15 protein-coding genes and 1 pseudogene are annotated in these 18,523 nt (G+C 62.7%); 3 read left to right on the top strand and 13 right to left on the bottom strand.

All coding sequences use genetic code 11. The annotated features are described in order from the left end of the window. Nucleotides 1-80 precede the first annotated feature (80 nt). From QTI68_RS33670 to QTI68_RS33660, 3 genes and pseudogenes are all read right to left on the bottom strand, one after another. Nucleotides 81-3,641, bottom strand: coding sequence for an ATP-binding cassette domain-containing protein (locus tag QTI68_RS33670; protein WP_286528097.1), 3,561 nt, complete (start codon nt 3,639-3,641; stop codon nt 81-83). 97 nt (nt 3,642-3,738) lie between these two features. Continuing rightward, nucleotides 3,739-4,863 carry a substrate-binding domain-containing protein gene (locus QTI68_RS33665; RefSeq protein WP_286528095.1) on the bottom strand — a complete coding sequence of 375 codons (1,125 nt, stop codon included), beginning with the start codon at nt 4,861-4,863 and terminating at the stop codon, nt 3,739-3,741. A 350-nt stretch (nt 4,864-5,213) separates the two neighbouring features. Continuing rightward, nucleotides 5,214-5,411 (bottom strand): annotated as a pseudogene (locus QTI68_RS33660) (aldehyde dehydrogenase family protein); the annotation flags it as partial. Between the two features lie 114 nt (nt 5,412-5,525). On the opposite strand from QTI68_RS33660, the gene hpaR reads away from it, so the two are divergent. Further along, the gene (hpaR, locus tag QTI68_RS33655; protein WP_286528084.1) at nt 5,526-5,984 is read left to right on the top strand and encodes a homoprotocatechuate degradation operon regulator HpaR; all 459 of its coding nucleotides are present in this window, start codon (nt 5,526-5,528) and stop codon (nt 5,982-5,984) included. Nucleotides 5,985-6,036: 52 nt separating this feature from the next. Next, on the top strand, nt 6,037-7,278 hold the full coding sequence (locus tag QTI68_RS33650) for an MFS transporter (RefSeq protein WP_286528082.1): 1,242 nt from the start codon (nt 6,037-6,039) through the stop codon (nt 7,276-7,278). A 19-nt stretch (nt 7,279-7,297) separates the two neighbouring features. Here QTI68_RS33650 and QTI68_RS33645 read toward each other — a convergent pair whose 3' ends face one another. The 10 genes from QTI68_RS33645 to QTI68_RS33600 all read right to left on the bottom strand — a co-directional run bounded on the left by QTI68_RS33645 (nt 7,298) and on the right by QTI68_RS33600 (nt 17,950). Beyond that, nucleotides 7,298-8,215 (bottom strand): helix-turn-helix domain-containing protein, encoded by a 918-nt coding sequence (locus tag QTI68_RS33645; RefSeq protein WP_286528080.1) that lies wholly within the window; start codon nt 8,213-8,215, stop codon nt 7,298-7,300. A 215-nt stretch (nt 8,216-8,430) separates the two neighbouring features. Then, complete coding sequence (locus tag QTI68_RS33640; protein ID WP_286528077.1) at nt 8,431-8,964, bottom strand: nitrile hydratase accessory protein; 534 nt, start codon at nt 8,962-8,964, stop codon at nt 8,431-8,433. Then, nucleotides 8,961-9,632, bottom strand: coding sequence for a nitrile hydratase subunit beta (nthB, locus tag QTI68_RS33635; RefSeq protein ID WP_286528074.1), 672 nt, complete (start codon nt 9,630-9,632; stop codon nt 8,961-8,963). The genes QTI68_RS33640 and nthB overlap by 4 nt, the downstream gene beginning before the upstream one ends. After that, nucleotides 9,629-10,255 carry a nitrile hydratase subunit alpha gene (nthA, locus tag QTI68_RS33630; RefSeq protein ID WP_286528070.1) on the bottom strand — a complete coding sequence of 209 codons (627 nt, stop codon included), beginning with the start codon at nt 10,253-10,255 and terminating at the stop codon, nt 9,629-9,631. Before nthA ends, nthB begins: the two co-directional genes overlap by 4 nt. A 34-nt stretch (nt 10,256-10,289) precedes the next feature. Beyond that, on the bottom strand, nt 10,290-12,395 hold the full coding sequence (locus QTI68_RS33625) for an ABC transporter permease (protein ID WP_286528069.1): 2,106 nt from the start codon (nt 12,393-12,395) through the stop codon (nt 10,290-10,292). Next, nucleotides 12,392-13,927, bottom strand: a complete 1,536-nt coding sequence (locus tag QTI68_RS33620; protein ID WP_286528066.1) for a sugar ABC transporter ATP-binding protein — start codon at nt 13,925-13,927, stop codon at nt 12,392-12,394. Before QTI68_RS33620 ends, QTI68_RS33625 begins: the two co-directional genes overlap by 4 nt. A 5-nt stretch (nt 13,928-13,932) precedes the next feature. Further along, on the bottom strand, nt 13,933-15,084 hold the full coding sequence (locus tag QTI68_RS33615) for a substrate-binding domain-containing protein (RefSeq protein WP_286528063.1): 1,152 nt from the start codon (nt 15,082-15,084) through the stop codon (nt 13,933-13,935). Between the two features lie 29 nt (nt 15,085-15,113). Further along, nucleotides 15,114-15,707, bottom strand: coding sequence for an isochorismatase family protein (locus tag QTI68_RS33610; protein ID WP_286528178.1), 594 nt, complete (start codon nt 15,705-15,707; stop codon nt 15,114-15,116). A 183-nt stretch (nt 15,708-15,890) separates the two neighbouring features. Then, nucleotides 15,891-16,772: an arginase family protein gene (locus QTI68_RS33605; RefSeq protein WP_286528059.1), complete on the bottom strand. Its 882-nt coding sequence runs from the start codon at nt 16,770-16,772 to the stop codon at nt 15,891-15,893. A 233-nt stretch (nt 16,773-17,005) separates the two neighbouring features. Continuing rightward, a complete protein-coding gene (locus QTI68_RS33600; protein WP_286528056.1) occupies nt 17,006-17,950 on the bottom strand; it encodes an AraC-like ligand-binding domain-containing protein in 945 nt (314 codons plus the stop codon). Between the two features lie 197 nt (nt 17,951-18,147). Between QTI68_RS33600 and QTI68_RS33595 the strand changes: the two genes are divergently transcribed. Continuing rightward, on the top strand, nt 18,148-18,504 hold the full coding sequence (locus QTI68_RS33595; protein WP_286528053.1) for an EthD domain-containing protein: 357 nt from the start codon (nt 18,148-18,150) through the stop codon (nt 18,502-18,504). The last annotated feature ends 19 nt before the right edge of the window (nt 18,505-18,523 follow it).

Here is an 18,523-nt window from a genome sequence, read left to right as displayed (position 1 = left end):
CCGTGAGATAACGATTCCATGCGGGTGAACGGGCGCCGACACGCTGGCTCTGCAAGCAGGGATCGCAGCGACGCCGAGCTTCATTCGTGGGCGGCGCTTCGCCGGCCAAAGCTGAAGAGACCAGCCGCGAACAACGTGGTGATTCCGACGAGCCAGTACTGCCATTCCACGCCCACCTGCATGAACGTCGTCGCGCTGAAGGTGAGTTGAACCAACAGGGCGCCAAACCAGGTGGAGATGAACGACCCGAAGCCTCCGCTGATGACCGCTCCGCCGAGCACCACGGCGGTGATGCTCATCAACGTGAAATTGATGCCCGCGGTCCCCGATCCCACCCCCACGGTCGCCGCGAGCACAAGACCGGCGATGCCAACGAGGGCGCCGTTGACAGCAAACGCCACGGGTGTCAGCACGTTGCGCTTGACGCCGAGCTTGGAGGCTGAGGACTGGCTGGACCCCGAGGCGCGAAGCGATCGGCCAAAGTGCGTTCGGAACAACGTGCGTTCGAATGCCAGGGCTGCGACGATCGCAACGATGGTCACCACAGACACGGGGCCTACAGAAACGAGCAAGCTCTGAACCATCGTGTCGCTTATCGTGCCGCCTGGCACCGGACGCAACGAGAGAGACAAACCCTGCAGGGCGAAGAACCCAGCCAAGGTCACGACGATCGAAGGCAGATTCAGCATGACCACCAAAATCCCCTGCGCAAGGCCGATCAAGGCGGACAGCAGGATGATGGCGCCCATGGCCAAAACGATGGTCGACGGCGTTGCTTGTTCCGGAATCCAATACGAGGCCAGCACCACGACCAGCCCGGCGAGCGGCCCAACCGAGAAGTCGATTTCGCCCAAGAGCATCAGGAAGAGCTGGCCGAATCCGATCAGCGCAAGAGTGGCCAACTGCACCTGGACGTTCTGAAGGTTGTAAGCCGAGAGGAAGCGTCCATTGACGGAGACCGCCGCATAGACGATCAGAAGCGATGCCACGGACAGCACGAGGGCGGGAAGCCACCGACTCTGCAGCAGAGAGTTGAACCAACTCTTGCCCGATGCGACCTCGCCCTTCTGCTTGCCGGAATGCCCGGCAGTGAGGTTCGCCGTGGTGATCTCCGCATCGGAGACCTTCGCGCCGCGCAGTTCACACGCGACGGCTCCGCGCGCCATGACGATGACGCGATCGCACAGCCCTTCGAGCTCCACGCCGTCGGACGACGCGACCACCACCGCCACCCCCTGGTTCGCCAGGTCACGGGTCTTTTGATAGATGTCGCTCTTGGAGCCGATGTCCACGCCTTTGGTCGGCTCGTCCGCAAGGAAGAGCTGAGGCTGTGCGCCAATCTCGCGACCGATCAGCACCTTCTGCTGATTGCCGCCAGAGAGCGAGGAAACGATGGCCGAAGCAGATGCTGTCTTGATCTTCAGGTCCCTGATCGACGCGGCGACCGCCTGCTTTTCCGCTGCGCGATCGATGAGCACCGAAGGGCCGTCGGACGCCACGAAACCAACCCCGATGTTCTCTTCGACCGACAGCGATAGAAACAGGCCCTCGCGATGACGGTCGTCCGGAACGAACGCCACCTTCGAGAGCCGTGCGGACGAGCGGTCCGAATGAAGCAATGCACGCCCGCCCAGTTCGATGTCACCGGTAAAGCTCTCCATGCCGGCGAGCGCGCGCATCAGCTCGCGTTGACCTTGACCCTCCACGCCGGCAATGCCGACGATCTCGCCTTGCTTGGCCTCGAAGCTGACGTCATGGAAGTGCAAACCCGAAAGGTTCCGAACCTTGAGCAGGGTCGGTGCCGATTCGTCCGAGAACTTGGGCGGAAAGACGTTGCCGAGCGGACGCCCGACGATCATGTTGATGATCTCAGCGTGAGTGAAGTCGGCACGCCGCCGGGTTTCAACCAACTCGCCGTCCCGCAGGACAGAGATCCGGTCGGCGATTTCCTCGACTTCCTTCAGCCTGTGGGAGATGTAGATGATGGCCACGCCCTGCGCCTTGAGTTCCCGGATCAGCGAGAACAGGTGGACGACATCGTCCTCTTTGAAGGGTTCCGTGGGCTCGTCGAGGATGAAGATCTTCGGATCGGACGCCAGCGCCCGGGCGATCTCCACCACGTGCCGTTGGCCGATCGAGAGATCGGAGATTCGATCTTGAGGGGAAGCACGCAGCGAACCGATGGCGACCCGGTTGATGAGTTCCGACGCGCGTCGCGCCCCATCGCCCTGCGCGAAAACGTCCGAAGCCAGGCAGAGACATTCCAGGACGGTGAGGTGCGGTGGCAGTGGCGGATGCTGGAAGGCGACCGAGATGCCGGCCGCCCGGGACCTGTTCGGGTCGGCGCCGTCGATCCGTTGTCCCGCGATCTTGACCACCCCCTCGCTCGCCGGCAGCACGCCGGAGGCGATGGAGATCAAGGTGCTCTTGCCAGCCCCGTTCTCGCCGATGATGGCATGCACCTCTCCAGGCACTGCCGAGAAATCGACGCCTGCGAGGGCGATGGTGCTACCGAAGGTCTTGCGAACTCCCTCGAGCTCGAGCACGGGTGCTTGCGCAGCGGATATTGCCATCGTGGATGCGGCTGCGTTGGCATGTGGCCTTGCCTTGACCGACGAAGCGGAAGGCTCGGAGCGCTTCCCGATTCGGCCACGACGCATGAGTTCGGGGACTGTGACGCCGGCAAGGATGATGGCAGCTTGCACCATGCTTTGAATCGCGTAGTCGAAACCCAGTGAGACAACCAGCTGGTTGAGGAAGACCAGGAAAATCACGCCGATCATCGTCGCCACGACGCTGCCACGATCGCCATTGAGCGGGCTTCCACCCACGATGACCGCAGCCACCGTCGTCAGCATGTAGGGCCCGCCAGACAGCAGCGTCGGCGTGACCGCCAGCCCCGCCAGCATCACGCCCGCGGCAGAGAACAGCAACCCGGCGATGCAGTAGGTCAGGATGTTGTAGCGCGAAACCTTGACGCCAAGCACGCGCGAAGCCTCGGGACTGATGGCCGAGCCAATGAATCGACGACCAATCGACGTACGGTCGATGACCCACGCCGCGAACAGTGCGAGCGCAAGAAAGACAAGAAACAGGACAGACAGCGGTCCGACCCTGGCAGAGGCGGCCGCGGTCAGGGGATCCGGTGCCGCATGGACGGCGCCGCGTGTCATGTAGAACACGCAGCCGATGAGAAGTGCATTGCCTCCGATGGTGACGACCAGGGAGGGAACGCGCAGCCAATTGATCACGGCCCCGTTCAGAAACCCGGCCAACACACCAGCGGCGAGCGCCAGGCAGACATACCCAACGGTCGACGCCACGCCGGCGTCAGGTGCCGGCAGGGCGGTGACGATGACGGCGGCCAGCGAGATGTTTCCCGCCACCGACAGATCGAACCCCCTCTGCTGTATGACCAGATGCTGCCCGATGGCAGCGACGCCGAGCACGCCGACAAAGGGCGCCATCGAGATCACCGATTCGAGGGCGAGCGTTCTCGGCTCGACCAGAAGTGCGATCAGCCACAGCAACGCCAAGCCCAGCAGCGCGCGCATCGCGAAGGACCGGAGCAGGTTGATGGGCTCAAGTCTGTTGAGAGTCGTGTTCACATTGCACCTGTCGTGTTCAATCGTGTAGGCCATGAGATTCGTAGTCCTTGGCTGCGCCTGTCCGTTTCGTCGTTGCTCAGAAGCAGCGCTGACCGGTGGCGCTCCGTGCACGCGCCACCGATCGCAACGCTTACTTCTTGAAGACGCCGATCAGCTGCTCGCGAGTGAGCCTCGAGGACGCGACGGAAACGTCCGGCGGAACGTCGCGGTCGCACTTGGGCTGCAGTTTCGGGTTGGTCGAGCCACTGTCTACCAGCAGGCTCACGTTGACGATGCTGGGCTCTGTGCTGTCGATGCCATTGACGGCAGCCAGGCCCTTGCGCAGTGCGAGGCGATCGATCCAGGTCCAAGAACTGGTGAACCCGACCTGGTAGTTGGGATCGCTTGCATGGTTGTCGACCCAGAAGCATTGGGCGACGTTGGCGTCGAGCCCCGTCACCGGGACCAACGGGCGGCCGGCGGCCTTGAACGCACGCAGGGACCCCATCACGCCGGCGCCGTAGTCCGAGTACATACCGTCGATCTTCGGATACTTCGTCAGCAATGCGGTCGTGACCTTCTGGTAATACGCTGGGTCCCAATTGGAAATCACCGGCCCTTCAAGCACGGTGATGCCAGGATTGGCTGCGAAGACCTTCTTCCAACCCGGCATCTGCGCCGCGGTTTGCGGTGCGCCGGGGGCCCCGCCCCACACGATCACGTTGCCCTTGCCCTTGAGCTTGTCCACGATGAACTGCGCGTAGACGCTTGCCATCTGCTCCTGATTGGGGGTGACCACCAACGTGTAGTCCACGCCAGGCTTGCCGGGAAAGTCCACGCCGACCTCGACCGGGATCACGACTGCGCCGGCCTTCACCGCGTCGCGCATGGCCGGAATCGCTGCGGCGCCGGAATCGGCCTCGATGATGATGATGTCGTAGCCTTGCGCCGCCAGGGAGCGGATGTTGGCCAGTTCCTTCTCAGGATTCCCGCCGGCGTCCGCGTAGCCGACCTCGGTGATGTTCGGGCACTTCTTGGCTTCATCTTCCAGCTCGGCACGCTTGATCTGGCGATGTGCGTTGACGGCTCCGACGGACAGGGCGACGCGAATCTTCTTCGTTCCGCAGAATTTGGTCACATCGATGAACTCGGACTCCAATCCGACCTTCTTCGGCGAAAGGTCCACCGCTCCGGCCGCTTGTGGTGCAAGGCATGCGGAAGCCAGAACAACGGCTGCAAGCCCGTTTGCAGCGCCCATTTTCGAAATCGATGGCATGAGAAATCTCCTGTCGTTTTGCGCCCGCCCAAGGGCATCTGACAAACACAGTCGACACGTAAATCAATACGGCGACGCCAGGTGCAACCTTATTCCTGAGGATGCGCCGTCGCTGTGCTTGCTGCGCCATCTCATCGACTGCATGCGGCTAGGGTTTTTACTTATCCGCGACAAGAGCCTGAGGGCGACCGGCTGGTTTGGAGCCCCCCCGACCCGAGCCGGTGGGAAGCAGTCCGTCGCCTCGCGCGGGGGCGTCAAAGCTGCGGCGCTACGAAATGCCGCGCGCAGCGATGCACGCCGCAGCAGCGTCCATTTTTGTCGCCTTGCGCACCCGCTCGCGCGTCGGGGCCCTAGAAGCAAATGGCAGCGTCGCTCGATGTCAGGAGCGAGCGATTGATGGGGTTCGAAGCCCCCCCAAAGCAAAGGTACTTGGTGTGCATGTAGCCCTCGATGCCGCATTTGGAGCCCTCGCGCCCCATGCCCGATTGCTTGATGCCGCCGAACGGCGCCAGCGCGGTGCGGATCACGCCGCTGTGGATGCCCACCATGGGTAGGGCGACATATCGATAGGAAAAACTGAAGATGGCATGACGAGATATTTGCTACGATCTTAGTGAGATAGTCACTCACATGTGAACATGTCAATCGAACTTGCATCGCGCATGAGCAGAGCATCCGCCGGCTTCAGGCACAGGAACCTGCCGCTGCTGCTGCTGGACGCGCGTGAGACGGTGCTCGCGAGATTTCGACCGCTGCTCAACGCCAGTGGAGTCACCGAGCAGCAATGGCGCATCCTTCGGGCCCTCATGGAGCGAGGCGCGATGGAGCCGCGGCAGATCGTGGACGACTGTCGCATCTCAAGTTCCAGCCTTGCAGGCGTGCTGGCGCGGATGGACGATCTGGGAATGGTGCATCGAGAGCGCCATGCCGGCGATCAGCGGCGTGTAGCCGTCACGTTGACGTCAAAGAGTCGCGCCCTCGCGCTGAAGCTGGCCCCGCAGATCGAGCCGATCTATGCCGATCTTGAGGCGCACGTCGGCCGCGAATTCGTGGAGCGCCTCTATGCGACGCTCGACGAACTGATCGAACTCGTAGGCCAACTGCCTCCCCTTGACGAATAGACACTCAAACCAGCAGACCGCTGGAGGGGCAGCCCTGCCCCACCACACCTACATGTCATTTCCATACTCAGCGCCCAGCAACCTGTCCCACCCGCTGGCGCGGGCCGCGATCTGTCTTGCCATCGTCAGCGCACTGATTGGCAGCACGGCGCCGTCCCCGCTCTTTGCGGTCTACAAGCAGCACTGGGGGCTGACGGCAATGGTTCAGACGGCTCTCTACGCGGTGTATGCGCTCGGCGTCGTGACCAGCCTGCTGGCGGTCGGCGCATTCGCTGACCGGATTCGGGATCGTCGACAAGTTCTGTTGGCCGGCCTGGCGATCGTGATCGCAGGCTCCCTCCTCATGGCGTTCGCGCAGCAGGTGCCTCAACTATTTGCGGGCCGTCTGCTTGCGGGCGTGGGGACCGGCGCGCTTATGGGCTCTTGCAACGCCGCCCTCATCGATCTCGATACCGGTCGCAAAAGGCCCCTGGCCGCGCTGCTGGGCACTCTCTCCATCACCGGGGGCGCCGCCCTCGGCCCGATCATCACATCGGCCGCAATGGCCACGGACCTCGCGCCGCTGGCTCTCCCCTTCGTCTTCAATGCAGTCCTCGCCGGCGTTGCGGCGCTATGTGTAGTTCGCTTGCCTGCTGCCGTCCCTCCGCCCCTGAGCGCCTTGGCCGAAGCCGACGAAACCCCGTCGTGGGGCGACGCGCTGTCACCCGTCGCCCTGCCCTTCGCGTTGTCGTGCGTGATCCTCGTGCTCGCCTGGTCAAGCGGATCCATCTTCATGGCGCTGGGGCCTACTATCATGCGAACGCTCGATGCCCCGGACAACGCCGCACGCGCCGGGCTCGTCGTCTCGCTGTTCCAAGTGACTGCCGGCTGCACCCAAATGGCCACCTACCGCCTTGATCGAAGAAGGGCCGTCCAACTGGGCTGCCTGCTTCTTGCACTCGGGTGGCTTGGCTGCGTAGTCGCGTGGCACCTTGATGCACTGACAGCCTTTCTCGCCGGCGCCGTCCTCTCCGGCGTTGGCTATGGCGCCGCCTTCACCGGCGCCAGCGGCAAGGTCAACGAGATCGCCCCTGCTTCACATCGTGCGTTCCTCAGCTCCGCCTTCCTCGTGAGCGGCTATGGCGGCTCGACCTTGGTCGTCTTGATGATGGGCAAGTTGACCGACATGTTCGATCTCGAGACCGCGATGTCGATGTTCGGCTGCCTCGCCGTCAAGACGACGCTCTACGTCTTCCTGCAGTTGCGAAGCATCCCGAGGCTGCCAGCACGAGGCGCGATGGAGCCCGGGCGTTGATCTTCCGCATCGCCGCGGCTCAGTGTGTCTTGCGAAGCAACGAGTTCGGTACCACCCCATACGCGCGCTTGAAGGCGCGGCTGAAATGCGAGAAATCGCTGAATCCGCAGTTCAGCGCGACGTCGGTCACGTGGCGGGCCAGCCCCTCATGCAGCATTTCGTGGCTGCGTTCGAGGCGGCGATTCCAGAGCCAACGCACGGCGGTGGTCCCGTCCGCTGAAAACAGACGGTTCAATGTCCGCTGTGAGATGCCCACGGCATCGGCGACATCCTCGATGCAGAGCTCCGGATCGTCGAGCCGCGCTTCCATGAACTGTTTGATGCGATTGAGGGCCACTGAATGCGCCAGGCCCCCATCATTTGGGCCCTCGCCCAAGCCGGCCTGGAACGCGGTCGCCAGAACATCGGCCAAGGAACTACCCAAGCGGGCGGCCAGAACCGGATCGAACTGCCGATCGATATGCATCGATTGCTGCAGCATTTGTCCGGCGAGGGACATGACGGCGGAATTCATCGGAAGTGCGCGGGCGGTGAGCCGTTCCGGAGCACGTAAGCGGGAGGTCACCATGCGCCTGGGCAGACGCACCCAGTAGCCACGATAGTCGTCGAGGAATCGGTAGGTAAACGGCTGAGCGGCGTCGTACATCACCCAGTGCCCGGCTCGCTGCACCGCATCGCGCCCGCCCTGTGACATCTGAGCCTCACCCTCCACGAGGTAACTGACGATGATGTCGTCAGCGGGCATGCGCCTCAATCCGTCCGCGTCGCGGACGCTCAAGATCGGAACCGACGCAATCTCGCTGATCTCGACCTGCCCCAACACATGGCGCGACAAGCGTCCATAGAACTCTTCTCCGTCGACGCGCCGGTTTTCCGACGGTGCATAGAGGGCGCAGATCACGTCGCTCCAATAGGCGAATCGATCGACAGGCTTCATGCCCGCTACATCCACGTCGTAGAGAGAATCGTGAGCAAGAGAAGTCATGGCACCCGTTGCATGCAATATTCGAGCCTACACGGGTTGCAATTTGCACCCGGTTGTACGGTCGTTCCGGACCGATATGGCAGGAAGCAAAGCTAGCATGCAGGCACATGACATGCATCGGTAGTGGCCCTATAGAGGGCCGATGCTTGTCGCTCCGCGACGTGTCCTCAAGGGCTGGGCAGCGCAGTGGCTCGACTGATCGAAATGGGCTGAATTCCCGGGACGTGGTCATGGTCATGGTCATGGTCATGGTCATGGTCATGGTCATGTCCACTCGCAAACGCCAAGTCCGCCTGGGTCGGCTCCGGCAGGTTCCGCATGAGGACGACCGGCTTGCCATGCTCTGTATTCAGATAGCTGCGAAACCAGTGCACCTGCTCATCCCCGACCTGCTGCGACGATAGCACTCGCTTTTCACCCAGCAATCGCTCGAGCGCCGCGACCCACTGGCGGTAGTAGGCCCCCTCGATGCTTTCACCCGCTTGCTGAGGGGCGTTCGCAATCTCGGCACTGAATACCTCGACCCATTCCGACCAACTGAACAAGCCACGCCGCGCCAGGTGCACCGCGGTCGCAAAGGCTTGCGCCTGCCACGGCTCACCAAACACCGGACCTCCTTCATCTTCGGTCAAGGCATGGTAGGGAGCCAGAGGGCCGAGCTCCATGAGCGTGGACGGCAGAGGGCAACTTGGCTGGGTCATGGTTCGACGGGATCCAGATAACTTTCGAACATCTCCAAGGTGATCCGATCGCGCGGATGGCCTTGGGCTCCCCATAGCTCGGTGGCCTCGAAGGTCACCGAGTACAGGTACTGAGGGTGATCGCCTTGGAACTGCGCGCGAGTGTCCGCGAATGCGACCCCGCCCCAATGGCTGATGACCGTCCCGCGCTTGCCCCGCGCGTAGCTTGGCACCCGGGTATGGTGTGCGGGGTTGTTCGTCGTGACGCGGACGGCATCTCCCACCCTGAAGCGGGCAGGTGCGGCAATGTCCCGCTCCATCGAGCCACCCGTTCTGAAAAGCTGCATCGCAGTGCCAGGGGCGACCTTGGTGATGAAATCACATCCCTTCCCCGAAGTCAGGACTCTTCCCTCCGCCAGTTCCTGCGCCGTGACCACGCCTTTTCGCACCAGCAGGTCCTCCATGAAGTGGACCCAATGCTCGTAGTAGCTCGACGCCAGGTATTCCACAGGGTCCATGCGCTCCACGGCCGCTCGCGCCTCATCGCTGCACCAGGCGCCGCCAAACCACACCGCACCATTGGTGCCCGCCACCCTGCGCTCCCATTCATGCTCGAACACTCGCTCCTCTCCGAACCTTTCGACGGGTCCGAAACCGTGCTTTCCTCCGACATCATGGGCGCCGTTCATGCTGGCTCTCCTGCGGAAGTCGATGTGGACGCCGGCCTGCGCGGCAGGCCGACGCCGATCATGCTGTCGCGCGTGACCCAGTCGACCAGCTCATCTTCGCTCAGCCCCACCGACTCGGGCGGTTGCATGGGCAGAACCATGTACCTGAGTTCCGCGTTGGCATCCCAGACTCGCACTTCGACATCCTCAGGAACCTGATAGCCCAACTCGGCGATGACCGCGCGCGGCTCCAGGACCATGCGCGAGCGGTAGGCGGATGCCTTGTACCAACCCGGAGGCAGGCCCAGAAGATTCCATGGGTAACACGAACACAAGGTACACACGATCGCGTTGTGCACCTCCGGAGTGTTCTCGGTCACCACGATGAACTCGGCGTCTCCGCCACTGAATCCCAGTTCATCCACCGCGGCTTTTCCGTCCGCGAGCAATCTCGCCTTGTAGACAGGATCGCACCATGCCCTCGCGACCACCCGCGCGCCATCGCGTGGGCCGATCCGGTTCTCGAACATGTCGATCATTTCATCGATCACTTGGGGATCGATGAGGTCACGCTCGATCAAGAGCGATTCAATCGCCTTCACGCGCAATGCGATCGGAACGGGCGGCTTGGTCTTTTCAGTCATGTAACGAACTCCGTGCCTTTGGAAGGAAGACGCATCATTTCTCGCGCAGTGACAAGACAGCGGCCATGATCACCACACCGAAGGCGATGTCACGCGCCGCCGGCGGCAAAGGCGTGCCACTGAGCAGGATCTGCAGTCCGGTGAGCGCCAACACCCCGCCCAGAATCCCCACGTAGTGGCCGCGACCGCCGGTGATCAGCGTGCCACCCACGACCACCGAGGCGATTGAAGGCAAGACGTATGAATCACCCATCGTCAGGCTCGAGCGTCCCAGGAAGCCCGAGAGCAGGATGCCTGCGATTGCCGCGCAGACGCCGCTGATCACATAACTCAGAACAACGATTCGCGCCACGGGTACGCCGGCCAATGCAGCGGCACGCGGGTTGCTGCCTACCGCGATCAACCGACGCGCGAACGGGGTGCGTGCCAGCAGCACCGTGGCGAACGACGCAAACAGCAACAGAGCCGGGCCCAACGGCGTCATGCCGCCAATCTGGCCAGTCACCAACCAACGGACGGCGGGTGACGCGTCGCCGCTCGGCGTTCCCCCGGTGACCACCATCGTGATGCTCTGAAGCATGCCACCGACCGCCAGCGTTGCGACGATCGGCTGCAGCCGCAGGGCCACGACCCCCAGGCCATTGACGACGCCGATCAGCGCGCCGCATGCCAGCGCGATCGGGATGGCCCACCATGTCGCCGCGTTGCTGCCCTGCATCAAATACGTCGCCAGCACACCCGTGCTGGTGATGCTCCACGCGATCGAAAGATCCAAGCCGCCCGCCATGATGACCGCACCTTGACCCAATGCGAGCACGGCCAGAAATGCCCCGAGTACGAGAAGTCTGTCGAGGTACCGAGGAGCGTCGAAGGCTGCGCCGTAATACAACCAAGACACCAGCGCGACCACCAAGAGCGCGCCCCAAGCTGGAAGCACGTAGCTGGCGGTCTCACGGCGGCTTCCCCACCAGCGTTTCCACGAGGACGGACCAGCCGATGGGTCGAACGCACCTACCTTCGCAGGCGTGAGCGACACCGGTGGGACCCATCCCTGGGGCGCGCCCACCAGCTTGGCACCCACACCCCGGCGCCACGCTTGCCACCGGACCGTCGCCCGACGAAGCTCGTTCACCGCATGCGGCAACCGATCTCGATTGACCAGCACTGCGAGCACCAGGACCAGGCCCTCTACACCTGAACTGTAGTAGTCGGGCAATCCCAGGGCCAGCAGCACGTTGACCACTTGCAGCAAGGTGAAGGCGCCGAACACCGTGCCCAGACAACTGCCGCGCCCGCCGCCGATCATCGTGCCGCCCAGAACCACAGCGGTGAAGCTGCTGAGCAACAAAGGTGTGCCAATCAGCGGATCGCCTGCACCTGCCTGCGCCGACACGAAGGCTCCAGCCAAGCCGTAGAACGCACCAGCCAAGGCATAGGAGGCCCACTTGCCGCGCGCGACGTTGAGTCCTGCCGCCTGCCCGCTGGCCTCGTCGCTGCCCGCGGCGAAAACTTCGGTCCCCAAGGCAGAGTTGCGCACCAATCCCCACACGGCCAACGCCACGACCAGCGTCACCAGCGGCGAGGGCAGGACGTTCGGAATCACGTCGTCGACCAGCATCGCCGCGAACGCGTCCGGTACGCTGCCGCCCGGCTTGGACAGTACCAACAGCGTCAACCCGCGCAACACGAACATCGTCGACAACGTCACGATGATCGGCTGAAGGCGAAGCTTGGCGATGAAGAAGCCGTTGACCGCACCCACGGCACTGCCCAACAGCACGGCCGTGCCGACCATCAGGATGGGCGAGGCATTCGACGAGGCTGGGTACAGGGTGACCAGCACGGCATTCACCAACCCCACGATGGCGCCGACAGACAGATCGAGTCCACCTCCGATCACGACGATCGTCTGACCGATGGCAGCCAACGCGAGCGTTGTTCCAGAAGCGAGCAGCGAGCTCACACCGAAATAGCTTGGCGCACGCTTGTTGGCTATGGCCAAGAGGACGAACATGGCCACGAACACAGCCATTGCAAGCAAGGTGCTGCGATGGCGGCGAAGATTGAAGCGCCTCGCCGGCGGTGGAGTCGACCCGGCAGCCGAGGCCATGGAGGTAGCAATGGTGCCTGTCATGCTCATGATGCGTGCTCCAAATCAGGGCTCGCATGGCCCAAGGCGTGATTCATGATCGACTCCTCGGTGATCCCCTCTCCGTCCAGTTCCCGCACAATCTCGCCCTTGTACATCACCATCACCCGGTCACACAGGTTCACGACCTCTTCGATCTCGGTGGAGTAGAACAAGACCGCGCCCCCGCCACTGACAAAGCGTCGAATCAACAGATAGATTTCGTGTTTCGTGCCGATGTCGACACCGCGCGTCGGGTCGTACATCAGCAATGTCCTGCTGCCGGCCAGCATCCAACGTGCAATCGCCATCTTCTGCTGGTTACCGCCACTGAACGCCGAAACCTTCAGGTCTCGCGCCCGCTGAGCGACCTGCAACAAGTCCAGTGCCGATCCGACCGCATCCGATTCCAACTGCTGATCCAGGACACCGAAGCGGGCGTAACGATCGATCACAGGCAGCGAGATGTTGTGGCGCCCCGACAACCGCAGGAACAGGCCCTCCGTCTTTCGATCCTCGGGAACGAAACCCAGTCCGACGTTCGGCCGGATGGCATCCGCGGGCGAGCTCAGTTCCACCTTGTGCCCATCGACCTCCAGATGTCCGGCACTCGGCAAGCGCTGCCCAAAGCACGTCTCGAACAACTCCAGCTGCCCCATTCCCTGCAGGGCGGCGATGCCAAGCACCTCACCGCGCCGCAGTTCGAAGCTGGCGTCCCGCAATGTGCGCCCGACGCTCATTCTTTTGACAGCGAGGGCGGGCGGCCCGCCACGCACGTGTTCGTCCTTGGGCGGAAAGGTTGCCGAAAGCGATCGACCGATGATCAAGCGGACGATTTCGGCATCACTGACTTCGGACACGGCGGAATCCCAGACGGCACGGCCGTTTCGCAGCACGGTCAGCCGGTCACAGTAGTCGCGTACCTCGTGCATTCGATGCGAGATGAAGATGATCGTGGTGCCAGCGGCGCGCAGTCTCGCGATGACGTCACCTAGCCAGACCATGTCCTGACCAGACAAGGCCGAAGTCGGCTCGTCCAGAAGGAGAACGCGCGGCTTCCTCAACACCGCTCGAGAAATCTCGATCTTCTGCCGCAGCGGCAGGTCCAACTCGCCCACCAAGGCATCCGGGTCGATGAAGGACAGTTTCATCTCCGCGAGGCCCTGCTCCGCCAGGGCCCGCGTCTTTCGCGCGGAGCGCTGACCCCACAGGTTGGTCGGTTCGTAGGGCAACAGCAAGTTCTGGGCGACCGTCAGATCGCGTACCTGGGTCATCTCCTGAAACGCCGTGTGAATTCCGAGTTCGTGCGCCATGCGAGGCGAACGCAGGTTCACGGCCTGACCGTCCACCACGATGTCGCCCCGGTCAGGTTGAAGCAGGCCGCTGAGCATCTTGACCGTCGTGGACTTGCCTGCGCCGTTTTCACCGAGCAAGGCATGCACGCTGCCGCCGCTCACCGAGAACGTCACCTCGTCCAGGGCGACCGTCGGTCCGAAGGCCTTGTGAATTTGGCGCAAGGCCAAGGATGTGCGATCTGCGTTCACGGCGATCAGTACTCGGGAACGCCTTGCAGAGCGGCTTTGAGGCCAAGCTGCGGCATGTCAGGATCGAAGATGGCGATCGAGCTTTCCGGATTCGGCACCAGCGACGTCGGGAACGTGTTGCAGCCTTCCTTCATCTCTTTCCAGCTTCCTTCCTTGCAAAGCTTGACCTGGTCCTGCGTCACCGTGCGCACCGGCATCAGGATGTCGGAAGGCAGCTTGGTGCCTTTGAGCTTGGCGTCGACCCCCAGCTTCAGGGCCTTCGCACCCATTGCAGGGCCGACCTCGAAGGTGTAGCCCTTGATTCCCATGGGTCGGTATGCGCCCTTAGCGCCATCGGCGGTTGGACCCTTGGGCGCCGTCGCCAGGCGTTCGGCGTTCTCCGCCGAGCCCGCACAAGGAATCTTCTTCTCGTCCGGGATGCCGGCCTCTTCCTGCAACGCATAGAAGGGATAGCACCCCAGTTGGGCGAAGGCGACGTCGAAATCGCTCCATTTGCGGACCGCCATCAGTTTGCTCAACTCTTCCCGGACGACGGGGTCGCTCCATTTACCCTCGACCTCCGCCGCCACTTTCAAACCCGGCGACTTCGCCCACAAGGCCTTGGCAGCCTTGACCCGCTCGTCGTTGGCAGCCGCACCCGAGAAGCCATTGATCATCAGGATGTTGCCCTTGCCCTTGACGGAGTCGGCAACCCACTGTGCTTCGTGAACAGCCTGAGCCACGTTGTCGGCGTGCACGTTGGTGGCGCACTTCTCGTCGACCGTCGAATCCCACGTCATCACCACGACTCCCCGGCTGCAGGCATTCCTGATCGCGCGGTTCAGCGCGGTGGGCGAGATCGGGTAGACCACAATCACGTCGGCACCTGCTTCGGTCATGGCGTTGATCTGCTGAGCCTGCTTCTGCGCATCCGGGCCCGCAACCTGCACTTCCAGGTCCATCAGGTCCTTGTAATCCTTGCTCTTGGACAGGGCCGTCATCATGTTCCGGTTCTGTTCCATCCAGGTGTTGCCGTAGTAGCTGAAGCTGACGAAGACCTTGAGCTTCTTGGGTTGCGCAACGGCCGGCGTCAGCGCCACGACACCCAGAAGTCCCGCCGCGCCCATCGTGATGACGTGGCGCTTGGCGAAAGAGAAAAGCGAATTCAAGTATTTCATGGTGATTCCTAAGTGAAGAGTCATCCGATTCAGGGAGCCGCCTGGTCGATCAAGCGGACCATCTCGTCCGTCGTCACCACATCGGCAAAGAGCCACTGCATGTTGTTCAAGGTCGCGTGCTGCTCTTCGTCGCTCAACGCTGCCGTGCCGTCGGAAACGAAGAAAACCTTGTAGTTCCGCTGCATGGCATCACGCGCGGTCGACTCGCAGCAGCAATTGGTCACGGTCCCGGTGATGATGAGGGTGTCGATGCCACGGACCTTGAGACGTTGATCCAGCTCGCAGGTGTTGGGTACGAAGGCGCTGTAGCGCTGCTTGTCGATGACCCAATCCGCGCTCTCATCCACGGTCAGCTCAGGCCAGAGCGCCTGCGCCGGCGCACCCTTGATCATCTTCGTGACATCCATCGCGTGGCCGAAGTGGCGGTAGTAGAAAGACCACTCTTCCTCGTCTCCGGGCACGAAGGTGTTGCGCGTGTAGACGTTCAAGCCGCCAGCACGACGCAAGGCATCGCTGATCCGATTCACCGGGCCCACGACATCGCGTGCGCGAGGCACTTCCAGGGGCTCGCCGACACCGCAGTAGCCCTGCTGCAGGTCCACCACCAGGTGCGCGGTCCGCATCGGCACGATCGACGCCGGGGGCTCCGACGCTCGACGTCGTCGGATGAACTCCGGGGCGACTTGAGACATTTCCATACTGAACACTCCTTTGATGTGCAGTCTAGGAATTGAGCCGCGGTTCTGCTGTGCTCAGAACGTCAAGGTGCCTGTCACTGATTCGACAGCGTTGCCGGCTGCCTGCGTTCAGATCGCAGGCCTTCCGAGCAAAGGCAGCTTCGCGAGCATGTCCTTCAAGGCCAGAGCGTCCCAAGGCAGATGCTCGGCAATGCCAAGCCCGACCACATCCGCAACCTCGGACGCATCCCGCAGGAGGCGAACGATCTGAGCCATCGTCATCCTGCCTTGTGCGATTCCGTCGAATGTGCCCGGCTCGGCATTCGGTCGGGTAAAGAGCAACGAACGGAATTGCGAAGGATCGAGAACGTCAAGATCGAAATGAACGGCCAGATGCTTTGCCCCTGTCTCCTTGAGCCACCGGAGTACGGGCTCACTGGAATGCGCGAGTTCTTCGGGTGCAGCACACCGCAGACCAAGCCGTTCGATGAGGGCGGTCTCGACGGGGAGCATGCTGTGTACGCCTGCGTACATGACGTTGGAAGGCTTGAACGGGAGCTTTACCGCTTTGAGGAAGTCTGGATCGCCCTCCCCCAGAAGATTGCCCAGGACCATCGCGTGCGCGTGGTGGAAGTCCTTGGGGGTCATGACGTCCGGATGCGCATCCACCCAAAGGACGGCGAGATCCCCTTCGTAGCGTTCGTTGAGGTAGGCGAAGGGCGCCAGGTCGACGAGGCAGTCTCCCCCCAAGACCACCAGGCGGTCCGGCCGGTGCTTGTCGATCCGCCGGCGCGCATCGTTCAGCTGCGCCAACAATGCACGGCGTGCCACGATTCCCTCCTCGATCTCGAGCGCGGCGCGTCCCGGCTCGGGGACCGTCACCTGCTCGACCGGCCCTTCGGCCTGTGGGGCAAGCCAAGCAAGCATCTGTGCGCCGAGATGGTAGGGCGCGTTGTTTCCTCCCTGCCACTGAGGAAAAAGCAGGCGCAGTGTCTTCGATGAGGTGTCCATGGGTAGCTCGGCTGGTGTTGATGCGGGACGAAGACAGCACGCATGCTGCTCCGGAAGGCGTGATGGATCCCGGTCGCGTCTCCACCATGCGAGCCCATGCTAAGTGCGGCGCTCATCGCCTTCTTGTCCAGAAACGCCAACCTCTGTGCGAGGAGCGCCAAGGCAGGCCGACGCCAACGCGTCGGAGAGCGAGCAGAAACGGGTGATGGACGCGGCGAGCCGCGAGCAGCCGATCAGTGAGGGCTGCGGACCAGCGTATGCGGCTGAACCCCGAATGCCTTTTTGAAGCTTCGACTGAAGTGGGAAAAGTCACTGAAGCCGAAAGACAAGGCTGCCTCCGCCACCTGCCGCACCTGCCCTTCGGTCAACGCCTTGTGGCTTGCGGCAAGGCGCTGCTGCCACAACCAGCGAATTGCCGTCGTGCCGTCGGCGGCAAACAGTCGATTCAGGGTTCGAGGGGCGATATGGTGCGCTTCAGCGATGGCTGTGACATCCAGTTGCGCATCCGCCAAGTGTTCCAACATGTAGCTTTTCACGCGTTGGAGAAGTTGGGCGTGACGGCCCGTCAGAGGCTCAGAGCCCAGCAGTTCGACCTCCAATGCCAGCGCGAGTATGTCGGCCAGGGAAGTAGACAGGCGATGCGTGACCTGACCCCCAGCCATGTCGCCGAGCGCCGCAGCCTCCCGGATCATGCTGGACGCCAGCGCACCGAGCCGGGCGTCACCGGGCAGCAGCCGCGCCGACAACCTTTCAGGAGCCGCGAGCCGAGTGGCCAGCAAAGCTCGCGGCAACTTCACGACAAGCGCGCGATAGTCTGAAGGAAAGTCGAGCTCGAAAGGACGCGACGCATCGTAGAGACCCATGTCACCGGGCTTGAGGCTCGCTTGCCGGCCAGCCTGCCTGACATGCAGCGCGCCTTCCAGCATCAGGCAGAACTGCAGATCGTCACACGAGTCCAGGCGGATGTCGTCTGCCATGCGCGCATAGCTCATGGCGGACGACTCGATTCGGCTCAGTTGGCTGAGTCCCAGCTCCTGCACCTTGAGATGCGCGGAAAAGGGGCGCTCCACTGATCTGACGCACCGAACTGGGACGTACGTACGGCAGACCGTGTCCTCCCAAGCGGAGAACCCATGCGATTCACCTTGAGCGGCGCTGGTGGAGAAAGTGCTGAGCATGATGTCGTCCCAGTAAGACGAGTGAGGAAAGCACTATCTATGCCGGCTGGGATGTCCCTCGAGCACGTAAGTTAGCAGCCCGGTTGAGCTCGAAACCAGACTGGCGTGCACGGGCAACATGATGGCGCATGGAAGCCGACGCTGTACCGAGGTTCTCCCTAACCTCGAGGCATCTTCAAACTTCGGACCGCAGCGTCATGCACACCATCGGATTTTTGTTCAGCCGGCACCCCGACATGTCGCTGGATGAGTTTCACCGGCACTACCGTGATGTTCACGGACCCATTGCCCGCCAGCTGCCGGGCCTGATCGAGTACCGCCAACACCCCGTCCGCGAGACGGGTGTGGGCGACGTGCACTCTCACTCGGGTTGCGGATTCGATGCCCTCTCCATCTTCGTATTCGAGAGCGCCGAGGCCGCCGAGGCCGCATGGAACTCCCCGCAGAACGGGCCGGTGCAAGAGGACACGGTGAAGATGATCAACCTCGACACGATGATCACGCTCCCGATCGTGCTTCGGCCCGTGCTGACCGCGCTGGAGGTTCCGCGGTGACCCGAGCATTCGCTGTTGG

It is taken from the genome of Variovorax sp. J31P207 (genome assembly GCF_030316965.1).
GTDB classification, from domain to species: Bacteria; Pseudomonadota; Gammaproteobacteria; order Burkholderiales; family Burkholderiaceae_C; genus Variovorax; species Variovorax ginsengisoli_B.
Note: the sequence above shows the minus strand (reverse complement) of the source record. Positions and strands in the feature narration are given on the sequence as shown.

Coding starts and splice junctions, on each gene's coding strand:
- QTI68_RS33670 (WP_286528097.1), bottom strand. CDS start 3,641: ATGGCCTACACGATTGAACACGACAGGTGCAATGTGAACACGACTCTC.
- QTI68_RS33665 (WP_286528095.1), bottom strand. CDS start 4,863: ATGCCATCGATTTCGAAAATGGGCGCTGCAAACGGGCTTGCAGCCGTT.
- hpaR (WP_286528084.1), top strand. CDS start 5,526: ATGAGCAGAGCATCCGCCGGCTTCAGGCACAGGAACCTGCCGCTGCTG.
- QTI68_RS33650 (WP_286528082.1), top strand. CDS start 6,037: ATGTCATTTCCATACTCAGCGCCCAGCAACCTGTCCCACCCGCTGGCG.
- QTI68_RS33645 (WP_286528080.1), bottom strand. CDS start 8,215: ATGAAGCCTGTCGATCGATTCGCCTATTGGAGCGACGTGATCTGCGCC.
- QTI68_RS33640 (WP_286528077.1), bottom strand. CDS start 8,964: ATGACCCAGCCAAGTTGCCCTCTGCCGTCCACGCTCATGGAGCTCGGC.
- nthB (WP_286528074.1), bottom strand. CDS start 9,632: ATGAACGGCGCCCATGATGTCGGAGGAAAGCACGGTTTCGGACCCGTC.
- nthA (WP_286528070.1), bottom strand. CDS start 10,255: ATGACTGAAAAGACCAAGCCGCCCGTTCCGATCGCATTGCGCGTGAAG.
- QTI68_RS33625 (WP_286528069.1), bottom strand. CDS start 12,395: ATGAGCATGACAGGCACCATTGCTACCTCCATGGCCTCGGCTGCCGGG.
- QTI68_RS33615 (WP_286528063.1), bottom strand. CDS start 15,084: ATGAAATACTTGAATTCGCTTTTCTCTTTCGCCAAGCGCCACGTCATC.
- QTI68_RS33610 (WP_286528178.1), bottom strand. CDS start 15,707: ATGCGGACCGCGCACCTGGTGGTGGACCTGCAGCAGGGCTACTGCGGT.
- QTI68_RS33605 (WP_286528059.1), bottom strand. CDS start 16,772: ATGGACACCTCATCGAAGACACTGCGCCTGCTTTTTCCTCAGTGGCAG.
- QTI68_RS33600 (WP_286528056.1), bottom strand. CDS start 17,950: ATGCTCAGCACTTTCTCCACCAGCGCCGCTCAAGGTGAATCGCATGGG.
- QTI68_RS33595 (WP_286528053.1), top strand. CDS start 18,148: ATGCACACCATCGGATTTTTGTTCAGCCGGCACCCCGACATGTCGCTG.